The following is a 9954-nucleotide window of genomic DNA, read 5'->3' as shown; positions in this document are numbered from 1 at the left end:
GCCACCAGGTCGCCACTGGCCCCGGCCAGGCGGTCGAGCTCGACCGCCTGTACCCGACCGAAACCGGCCGCGTCGAGCGGACCTACCGTCACCACGCTGGCTGCGTGCCCGACCCATCGAGCGACGTCGGCCGGCAGCCGCCAGCGCGGCGGCACCGCCAGCCGGGCGGCGGCATCACCATAGGCCGGGCTTGGCGCGGCGGCGCTGAAAATCTCGTAGCCGGCGGCGTCGGCTTCACGCTCGAGATCGCGCCACAGCTCGCCCAGCGGATGCGGGTGGTAGGAGTACTGCTCGGGTGTCGGATGCCACGGCTGCAGGTTCAGTGCCGTGTAATGCAGGCAGGTGGTGAAGCCGGGACGGTACTCGGTGTCCCGGGCATGCCACTGCGCCGGCAGCGGCGCCCACAGGCCGGGCTTCTCGGCGGCCAGTTCCAGCAGGGTCTTCTTGCCCAGGCGCTGCGCGCGCTCCAGTGTCCACACCTGCGCCATGCGCGCGCAGTCGAGCAACATCACCGCCGTGTCCGAGGGGGTCAGGGCCAGGTAACCCGCTTCGCCCATCGGCCGGTCGAACAGCTCGGCCGGATCGCCCAGATAGATTTCGTCGACGTCGTTGTACAGGGCGCGCCCGTGTCGCCCGGCGAGGTCCGGGATGGCGAAGCGGAAGTTCGTGAAACCGGTACGCCAGCGTCCCTGGGCGAAGCCCGGCAGGCGCAGCATGCGGTACACCTCGTACACGCGCGCCGGATTGCGCACCTTGCGCAGCGCATGGAAGAACACCCGCTCGGCGCGGTGCTGCACCGGCTCGGTGCCGACGAAGATCCGCACCGGCGGGCGCGGGTCGGGGGAGTGACCGGGCGCCACCTGCAGCCGCACCGGTGTGAGCAGGGCGGCCGGTGATACGGGTTCGGACCGCATGGCCGCGCGGCTCATGCCAGGGCGGCCTGCCCCGTGGCAGCGTGGCCGGCGCCCGGCAGGGCGCGAAAGGCGTTCAGGATCTGGTCGATCTGCGCGTCGGTATGCGCGGCGCTGATGCTGCAGCGCAGCAGGCTGATGCCGCCCGGCGTGGCCGGCGGCACCATCAGGTTGACGTACACGCCGGCGTCCAGCAGCGCCTGCCAGTCGGCCAGCGCCTGATCGCGGCTGTCGCGCAACACCGCCAGCACCGGGCTGGGCTCGGCCGCCGGCGGCAGGCCGAGCGCGGTCAACCCACCATGCAGGCGCGACACGTTGTGCCACAGGCGCTGACGCAGCTGCGACCGGCTGCGCAAGGCCGCCAGTGCGGCGCGGGTGGACGCGATGGTGGCGGGCGACGGCGAGGCAGTGAAGATGTAAGGCCGGCTGGCGTAGCGCACCAGACCCAGTTCGGCATGCGGACTGACGCAGAACCCACCGACCCCGCCCAGGCTCTTGCTGAACGTGCCGACCACGAAATCGACGTCGTCCATCACCCCGGCGGCCTCGCACAGGCCGCGACCGTTGGCACCCAGCACACCCAGCGAGTGCGCCTCGTCGACCATCAGCATGGCACCGTGGCGATTCTTGACGGCCACGATGTCGTGCAGCGGCGCCTGGTCGCCGAGCATGCTGTAGATGCCTTCCACGATGACCAGCGCATTTTGCGCCCGCTCGCCCAGACGGCCCAGGCGGCGATCGAGATCGGCCGCATTGTTGTGCCGAAAGCGGATCACCTCGGCCCCGGACAGGCGGCACCCATCGTAGATGCTGGCGTGGCAGTCACCGTCGATGACCAGGACGTCGCCCGGCCCGGTGAGCGCGCTGATCATGCCAAGGTTGGCCAGATAACCGGTCGAGAAGACGATCGCCTGCGACCAGCCGTAGAAATCCGCCAACTCGTGTTCCAGAGCCAGATGGCCGGCGTAGCTGCCGTTGGCCATGCGGGAGCCGGTGGTACCGGTGCCCTCACTGCGCAGCGCCACCACACCGGCCTCGATGCTGGTCTGGTCGAAGGTCAGGCCCAGATAGTTGTTGGTGCCGCCCAGGATCACCCGGCGGCCGGCCACCAGGCCCTCGGTGGGCGACAACAGGCGCTCGACGGTGACACCGAACGGCACCAGGCCGCCGCTGCTGACCACATCGCGCCGCACCGCGGCCGCATGGGCGAGTTTCTCGAACAACCTCACGAGGCAGGTCAGTTCAGCAGTGCCTGCACCGCGCCGGCCAGTTCGCCCACGGTGCGGACCTCGGCCATGACGTTGACCGGGATCGAGATGTCGAAGGCATCTTCCATTTCCATCAGCAGCTCCATGACCTGCAACGAGTCCAGCCCGAGGTCGCCGACCAGGTCGGTCTGTTCGGTTACGGCATCGTTGCCGGTGACGGCACTCAAACGGGACTTCAAGGTCTCAAGGATGCGCCCTGCGCCAACTGCCATGAAGTCCCTCCTGCTCACCTGATGTCCGGGCCGGTGTGGGCGGCAGTATAGCCGCCCGCACGACAGCGGTGCGCCCGCCTCAGCCCGTGAAGGTGTCGCGCAGACCCTGCTCGAGGCCGATGCGCGGCACCCAGCCGCTGCCCGAAACACCGGCATTGCCGGCCGCCACCCAGTCCAGCCAGCGCAGTTCCCGCGCCTTCCCCCGGCTGAGCATGGGCGAAGGTCCGAACAGGCGCGCACGCAACTCGTTGGCGGCGCCCAGCAAGGCCAGCAGCCCGCCCGGCACGGTCACCGTGCGCACGCGTCGCCCCGACACGTGCGCCACGGCAGCGGTCAACTGTTGCCAGTCGTAGCCGCCGGGATGGCCGTCGTCCGGCTCGTGAATGTCGCCCCACCCCACGGTACCGGCCAGCAGGGCGACGACCAGGGCGGCCAGGTCGTCGACGTGCAGCAACGAGAAGCGTCCCGTGCGTGGCGCCGGCAGCACCGCCAGTCCGCGTGCCATGCCATCGAGCAACGGACGCAGCTCGCGATCGCCCGGGCCATACACGGCCGGCGGACGAAGAATCAGGCGCCGCGCCGCCGGCAGGCGCTGCACCAGCAACCGCTCGCCGGCCCGCTTGCTGGCCGCGTAATGCGACAGCTCGGGATGGCGCGCCGCCAGGGAGGACAGATGCAGCAGCCGCGGCGCACCGGCCTGATCCATTGCGTCCAGCAGGGCAGCCAGCGCCGCGACGTTGACGCGCTCGAAATCGCCGGGCGTGGCGCCACGCACCGCACCCGCGCAGTGCACCACCGCCTGTGCCCCCTGCAGCAACCGCTGCAGCGTGGGCGGATCGGTCAACTCGCCGATCACCGGCTGGGCACCGGCCAACAGGGGCAGGCGACCCTGGGAACCGGGCCGGGCCAGCAGGCGCACCCGCCAACCGTCTCCGGCCAGCCGGCGCGCCACCGCGGCGCCGATGAAACCGGTGGCCCCGGTGACGGCTACCGTCGCGCCGCCGGCCTCAGTCAACGCCCTGTGTCAGGCGGCTCGGCTCCAGCGTCTCGCCGTTGCGGGCCAGAAAATCGCGCCGCGCGCCGGAGCGCGACAGCTTGCCGGACGAGGTGCGCGGCAGCGTGTGCGGGGGCACCAGCTCGATGAAACAGGGAATGCCCAGTTCGGCCTTGATCAGCGCCTGCAGGCGCGTCACCAGGTCGACCCGGCGCAGCGGATCCTGTTCGCGGCACTGCACCACCAGCACCGCCAGGTCTCCGCCGTCGCCACCGGGCACGGCAAAGGCCGACGCATCCTCCGGGCGCAGCTCGGGCTGCTGCTCGGCCAGGAACTCGAGATCCTGCGGCCAGATGTTGCGGCCGTTGATGATGAACAGATCCTTCTCGCGACCGGTGATGAACAGCCGGCCCTCTGCCAGGTAACCGACATCGCCGGTGTTCAGCCAGCCGTCCGCGGACAGCACGCGGGCGGTCTCCTGCGCGTCGCCGAAGTAGCCGGACATCACGCTCGGTCCGCGCACGAAAATGGTGCCGCAGCGCCGTTCCGGCAGGCGCCGGCCGGCCGCGTCGCGGATCTCGATGTCGTGACCCGGCAGCGCCGTACCGCAGTCGACGAAACGCGTCACACCGGCACTGGCCTCGTCCGCAGGCCGTGCAACGCGCTGGGCGGCCAGCGCCTCGGCGTCGATGGGGTCGGTATCCACACCCGCCGCCAGCGGCGCGAAGCTGACCGCCAGCGAGCACTCGGCCATGCCGTAACAGGGCAGGAAGGCCTGCGGTCGAAATCCGCTGCCCTCCAATGCCTCGGCAAAATGCTCCAGCGTTTCGGCGCGAATGGTCTCGGCACCGACGCCGGCGATGCGCCAGGCCGACAGGTCGTACTGCGCCACGTCCGACGCGCGCAGGCGCCGCCCGACCAGGGCGTAGCCGAACGGGGGGCTGAAGGCGATGCTGGCGCGATTGCGCGACATCAGCGTCAGCCACTGGCGCGGACGCATGGCGAAATCGCGCGTGCCCAGGTAGTCCACCGAGCGCTGCGCCGCCAGCGGCGAGAACACCAGACCGACCAGCCCCATGTCGTGGTAGAACGGCAGCCACGACATGAAGCGGTCATCCTCGCGGATGGCCAGGCCGTGACGCACGATGCCCCGCAGGTTCTGCATCACCGTGGCATGGGTGATCATCACCCCACGCGGGAAGCGGGTACTGCCGGAGGTGTACTGCAGGTAGGCCAGTTCATCGGGACCCGCCGCCTGCAGCGCCGTCGACACCGCTGGCAACTGCCGAAACTGCGCGGGCGTGCCGCAAAACGCCAGCTTGGCGCCCACGGCCGCGGTCTGCAGCATGTCGGCGAAGCTCTCCGGCGCCACCGCCACACTGGCCTGACAGTTGTCCAGCATGGCGCTCAACTGGCGCACATAGGCCTCGCGCCCGCCCAGGTGCACCGCCGCCGGCAGCGGCACCGGCACCAGCCCGGCATATTGGCAGGCGAAGAACAGGCGCACGAAATCGGGGTCGGTTTCGGCCACCAGGGCCACGCGCGCCTGCCGCGGCAGACCGAGACCCGCCAGGCGGCGCGCCATGTCCAGCGCATCCTCGCGCAGCTGCGCGTACGGCAGCGCCAGCACCAGCTCGCCGCGCGGGTCGTGGAAATTGCAGCCGGTGACGCCCTGGGCGGCGTAATCCAGCGCCTGGGTCAAGGTGTCGAAATCGGCGAAGCGCAGCGCCAGCGTATTCTGGGTCGGCGTGGGCTGCAGCAGGCCGGCACCCGCACCGCGGCGGGCCGACACCGGCGCGCCGCTCATGCCCAACGGCCCCGCAGATGGGCGACCAGGGACGCGGTCGCGGCGGCACCGAGGTCGAGGTCGTGCGCCAGGTCGGGCGGGCCGGGCCAGGCCGCATCAACGCAGCTGCGGCCGGCGAACTGCCGCGGCTGCGCATAACGCGGCAGCACGTGGAAATGCACGTCGGGGTCAACCATCATCAGCATCAGGTAATTGATCTTGTCGTAGGCGAACGCTTCGGCCAGCAGACGCTCGATACGCTGCGTGGCCTGGCGCAGATCGGCATACGCGCCGGCACTCACCTGCCCGAATGCGTTCACCGGCTCATCACACACCAGCACCAGCGACCCGAGGGTCGGCTGACGCGGCCGGACCAGCACGGTCCAGGCCCCGCATTGACCGATGCGTGTGCCGGGGTCACCGAATTTGGCCGCGGTCGCATTCACGGCGTAGAGCACCACGAGCTGCGGCTGCCACTGCGTGGCGGGTGGCGCGGACACGACGCTGGCACAATGCGCAAGGCGACTCCCTGCGTGAAGCCCGCGCCGGCTAAGGCGCAAGCAGTGTCATGAAATAATCGCGAAATATAGCGCATGTTGGTGCGCCGGCGCATACCACTAGACACCCTGCCAGGTGCGCCGCGCCACTTCCACGCACCGGTGTATCCCATTTTGAGCCAGCTGCAAGCACTCCGTATCGAACCGCTGTCGGGCCGACCCGGCCGACAGGCGTTTTGGGCCCTGCCGCAACGTCTGTACCAACACGATCCGCACTGGGTGCCACCGCTGCTGCTCGAGCGGCACGAGCTGTTGTCGCCGCGAAACCCGGTGTTCGAGCACCTGCGCCTTCAGGCCTGGCTGGCGAAACGCGGGGATACGGTGGTCGGGCGCATCAGCGCGCAGGTGGACACCCTGCACGCGACGACGCACGGCGAGCAGGTCGGCTACTTCGGCCTGCTCGAGGCCGAGGACGACGCCGAGGTGTTCGCCGCCCTGCTCGGCACCGCCGAGGGCTGGCTGCGCCAGCAGGGCGCGACCGAGGTGCGGGGCCCGTTCAACCTGTCCATCAACGAGGAATGCGGCCTGCTGGTGGACGGCTTCGACGCGCCACCGATGGTGATGATGGGGCATGCGCTGCCGTACTACGGCCCCCGCCTGGAGGCACTCGGCTACGCCAAGGCGAAGGATATGCTGGCCTACATCGTCGGCACCGACTTCGAGTTCCCCCCGGCCGCGCGGCGGGTCATCGCACGCGAGCGCGACAAGGTATCGCTGCGGCCGGTCGACTTCCGGCACCTCGACCGCGACATCGCCATCCTGCGCGACATCTTCAACGATGCCTGGGCCGGCAACTGGGGCTTCGTACCGTTCACCGAGGCCGAGTTCAAGCAGCTCGGCCAGCTGGTGCGCTGGCTGGTCGATCCCGGTTTCGTGCAGATCGCCGAGATCGACGGCGAGCCGGTGGCAATGATCGCCGTGCTGCCCAACCTCAACGAGGCGATCGCCGATCTCGACGGCCGCCTGGCACCGTTCGGCTGGGCCAAGCTGCTGTGGCGCCTCAAGGTGCGCCACCCCAAGGGGGTGCGCGTGGCGCTGATGGGCGTGCGCCCGCACCTGCAGCGCACACGCCTGGGCAGCGCACTGGCCATGCTGGTCATCGACGCCGCGCGTCAGACCGCCCTGCGCCGCGGCGCCACGCAGGCCGAAATGTCGTGGATCCTGGAAGACAACCGCGGCATGTGCAGCATCATCGAGTCCCTCGGCAGCCGCTGCTACAAGCGCTACCGCGTCTACGGCAAGGCGCTGTGAGCGGCACCTTTCACGCCATCGTGCTGGCCGGCGACCGCGGCCCGGACGACCCCCTGCTGCGCCACACCGGCGTGTCCGCCAAGGCGCTGCTGCCACTGGCCGGCCAACCCATGGTGCTGCGGGTACTCGACGCGCTCGGCGCCAGCACCGCGATAGGGGGCATGACGCTGGTCGGCCCGGATCAGGCGCTGCTGGCCGACTGCCCGGCGCTGTCGGCGCTGATCGCCACCGGGCGGCTGGCCTGGCTGCCGCCGCAGCCGTCGCCGAGTACCTCGGCACTGGCGGCGCTGGAGCGCCTGCCAAACGACCAGCCTGTGCTGCTGACCACCGCCGATCACGCCCTACTGCGCAGCGCCTGGGTCGACCGCTTCTGCGGCGCGGCGCTGGCCAGCGGCAACGATGCCGTGGTCGGCCTCACCGAACTGGCCGGCGTGCGAGCGGCGTTTCCACAGTCACGCCGCACGGCGCTGCGCTTTCGCGACGGCGCCTTTTGCGGCTGCAACCTGTTCGCCTTCCTGAACCCGGCCGGGCGCCGGGCACCGGCCTTCTGGCGTCAGCTCGAACAGCGGCGCAAACAGCCGCACCGGCTGGCGGCGGCACTTGGCCCTGGAACGCTGTTGAAATACCTGACGCACCAGCTGACGCTGGCCGACGGCTTCGGACGCCTGTCACAGCGCGTCGGCGCGCGCCTGGGCGCGGTGCTGCTGGACGACCCGCGCGCCGCCGTCGACGTCGACTCGGTGGCCGACCTCGAACTGGTGCAGGCGCTGCTGGCTGGCGACGCCTGAGCGGCCGTCAGGCGTCGGCCACCACCGCCCGGGCCGGTTCCAGATCACGCGGGAAGTCCACCTCGCCCCAGCGCAGCCCCCTGATCGAGCAGGTTTGCACCACCCCCTCGTCCGCCAGACGGTCGATCACCGACAGATACCACCAGCGCAGGCCGTCCGGTTCGCGCAACGCCAGTTCCACCGCCTGACGAAACCGCCGCGCCCCGGCGGCGTCGAAGCGCAGCAGGCCGATCGACTCGGCATCGACCGCATCCACCGGCAGGTGCTTGCCGATGCGCAGCAGCCGCTCGCCGTCGAGCACCACCTTCATGTCGTCGTCGTCGTAGCCGGCCTTGCTGTCCACCGTCAGGCGGATCGGCGCGGGCGGCGCCGCCAGCAACCGCTCGACCACGGGCGTCTCGAACACGGTGTCGCCGTTGAGCAGCAGCACGTCGCCCTCGAACGCGTCGCGGGCGATCCAGCAGCTGCCCAGGTTGTCCGCCACCTGAAAGAACGGATTGAACTGCGCGCGCACCACCCGGCTGTCGTAGTGGCGCTCCAGCAGGGCCTCGACGGCGGCGGCGGCATAGCCGGTAACCACCGTGATCGGCCCGACACCGGCGGCCAGCAGGGCATCGAGCTGCCATTGCAGCAGCGTCTTGCCGTGCAGGTCGATGAGGCACTTGGGACGATCGGCGGTAAGCGGCAACAAGCGCCGGCCCTGGCCGGCGCTCAGGATGACGGCCTGCATGACTGGGTTCGGGACTCCGCGACGACAGGGAAAACAACCGACCGCGACGCGGTCGCCGGGCCGGGCGGCCCGGTGGCTGGCCGGTGATACCGAATACCGGGCCGGCCATGCCGGCGCGAAGCCTAGCACACGGCGCCGCGGGGCCGACCCAAGGGCACCGCGCGGCCTGCTAGACTGCCCGCCCGCCTTCCGCCCCGAATCCGCCCGCCCCATGATTCTTCGACGCTACCTGCTGCGCGAGCTTACAAGCCCGTTTGCGGTGGTGTGTGGCAGCCTGCTGCTGGTGTTCACCGGCTACAGTTCGGCCCGCTTCCTGGGCGAAGCGGCCAGCGGTGCCCTGCCGGCCGGACTGGCCGCCATCCTGATCGGCCTCAAGCTGATCATCAGCCTGGATGCCATCGTGCCGATGGCGCTGCTGTTGTCGGTGGCACTGGGCCTGGGCCGCCTGCAACGCGACCAGGAAGCGACCGCCCTGGCCGCCTCGGGTCTGGGCGAGCGCTGGCTGATCAGCGCCGTGTTGTGGCTGGCGGTGCCGGTGGCGCTGGTGGTGGCCACCGCCTCGCTGGTGGTGCGCCCGCAGCTGTATCAGAACGTCTACCGGCTGGAGGCCGGCGCCGACAGCCGCTTCGACCTGACCCGCCTGCCGCCGGGTCGCTTCTACGCCGATTTCGCCGGCGGCCTGGTGATGTTCAGCGAAGCGGCCGACGGTGACGACCGACTGCAGGTGTTCACCCATGCCGACGCCGGCGCCCAGGGCGAGGCGGTGGTGTTTGCCGAGCGCGCGCGCCAGCTGACCGGCGACGACGGCCGTCAGGTGGTGGAGTTCCACAACGGCCGCTTCTACCAGCTCGACGCCGGCAGCGGCGACAGCCTCGGCAACGACATGGTGGTGCGCTACAAGACGCTGGCGCTGCGGCTGGACGAAGAACAGGTCACTGTCCGCAAGCGCCGCAAATCCACCAGTAACGGCGAACTGGCGGCCTCCGACAACCCGGAAGACACGGCCGAGCTGCAGTGGCGCATCGCCGCGCCACTGTCGACCGTGCTGCTGGGGCTGCTCGGCGTGCCCATCAGCCGCATGCCGCCACGACGCAGCCGGTCGAGCAAGCTGACCGCCGGACTGTTCGGCTGCATGGTCTACTACAACCTGCTGGCAGTGGCCATGGACGCGGTCGAAAACGGCGACCTGCCGCCATGGCCGGGTGTCCTGCTGGTGCCGCTGGCGGCCGGCGGGGTGCTGGCACTGTTGATGTGGATGCCGCGCTGGCGGCGACGCCGCACATGATCCTGGCCCGCTACCTGGCCCGCTCCATGGCCCAGGGCTACCTGCTGGTGGCACTGGTGTTCGTGGCGCTGTTCAGCTTCATCGAACTCGTCCAGCAACTGGACGACGTCGAGGGCACCTACACCCTGGTCGACGCCTTCCTGTACGTGCTGATGATGCTGCCGCGCCGGCT

At 70.4% G+C, this 9954-nt stretch carries 9 protein-coding genes and 1 pseudogene; 3 read left to right on the top strand and 7 right to left on the bottom strand.

All coding sequences use genetic code 11. The features are described 5' to 3' along the window. From ABYX71_RS07965 to ABYX71_RS07940, 6 genes and pseudogenes are all read right to left on the bottom strand, one after another. A pseudogene (locus ABYX71_RS07965) lies at positions 1-914 on the bottom strand (hypothetical protein); the annotation flags it as partial. An 11-nt stretch (positions 915-925) separates the two neighbouring features. Then, the gene (locus ABYX71_RS07960; RefSeq protein WP_372695968.1) at positions 926-2140 is read right to left on the bottom strand and encodes an aminotransferase class I/II-fold pyridoxal phosphate-dependent enzyme; all 1215 of its coding nucleotides are present in this window, start codon (positions 2138-2140) and stop codon (positions 926-928) included. Positions 2141-2148: 8 nt separating this feature from the next. Further along, a complete protein-coding gene (locus ABYX71_RS07955) occupies positions 2149-2391 on the bottom strand; it encodes an acyl carrier protein (protein WP_372695967.1) in 243 nt (80 codons plus the stop codon). 79 nt (positions 2392-2470) lie between these two features. Further along, positions 2471-3406 carry an NAD-dependent epimerase/dehydratase family protein gene (locus ABYX71_RS07950; protein ID WP_372695966.1) on the bottom strand — a complete coding sequence of 312 codons (936 nt, stop codon included), beginning with the start codon at positions 3404-3406 and terminating at the stop codon, positions 2471-2473. Next, positions 3399-5192 (bottom strand): fatty acyl-AMP ligase, encoded by a 1794-nt coding sequence (locus ABYX71_RS07945; protein ID WP_372695965.1) that lies wholly within the window; start codon positions 5190-5192, stop codon positions 3399-3401. The genes ABYX71_RS07950 and ABYX71_RS07945 overlap by 8 nt, the downstream gene beginning before the upstream one ends. After that, positions 5189-5671: an HIT family protein gene (locus ABYX71_RS07940; protein ID WP_372695964.1), complete on the bottom strand. Its 483-nt coding sequence runs from the start codon at positions 5669-5671 to the stop codon at positions 5189-5191. Before ABYX71_RS07940 ends, ABYX71_RS07945 begins: the two co-directional genes overlap by 4 nt. Before the next feature lie 171 nt (positions 5672-5842). Between ABYX71_RS07940 and ABYX71_RS07935 the strand changes: the two genes are divergently transcribed. Together ABYX71_RS07935 and ABYX71_RS07930 are read left to right on the top strand one after the other, a co-directional pair. Beyond that, entirely contained in the window at positions 5843-6979 is a 1137-nt protein-coding gene (locus tag ABYX71_RS07935) for a GNAT family N-acetyltransferase (protein WP_372695963.1), read from the top strand. After that, positions 6976-7767 (top strand): nucleotidyltransferase family protein, encoded by a 792-nt coding sequence (locus ABYX71_RS07930; protein ID WP_372695962.1) that lies wholly within the window; start codon positions 6976-6978, stop codon positions 7765-7767. Before ABYX71_RS07935 ends, ABYX71_RS07930 begins: the two co-directional genes overlap by 4 nt. A 7-nt stretch (positions 7768-7774) precedes the next feature. On the opposite strand, the gene ABYX71_RS07925 is transcribed toward ABYX71_RS07930, so the two are convergent. After that, entirely contained in the window at positions 7775-8497 is a 723-nt protein-coding gene (locus ABYX71_RS07925; protein ID WP_372695961.1) for an NTP transferase domain-containing protein, read from the bottom strand. A 211-nt stretch (positions 8498-8708) separates the two neighbouring features. On the opposite strand from ABYX71_RS07925, the gene lptF reads away from it, so the two are divergent. After that, positions 8709-9782 carry an LPS export ABC transporter permease LptF gene (gene lptF / locus ABYX71_RS07920; protein WP_372695960.1) on the top strand — a complete coding sequence of 358 codons (1074 nt, stop codon included), beginning with the start codon at positions 8709-8711 and terminating at the stop codon, positions 9780-9782. The last annotated feature ends 172 nt before the right edge of the window (positions 9783-9954 follow it).

This window comes from Immundisolibacter sp., from assembly GCF_041625615.1.
Taxonomy (GTDB): Bacteria; Pseudomonadota; Gammaproteobacteria; order Immundisolibacterales; family Immundisolibacteraceae; genus Immundisolibacter.
The sequence above is the reverse complement of the archived record's forward strand: the minus strand, read 5'-3'. Positions and strand labels throughout refer to the sequence as shown.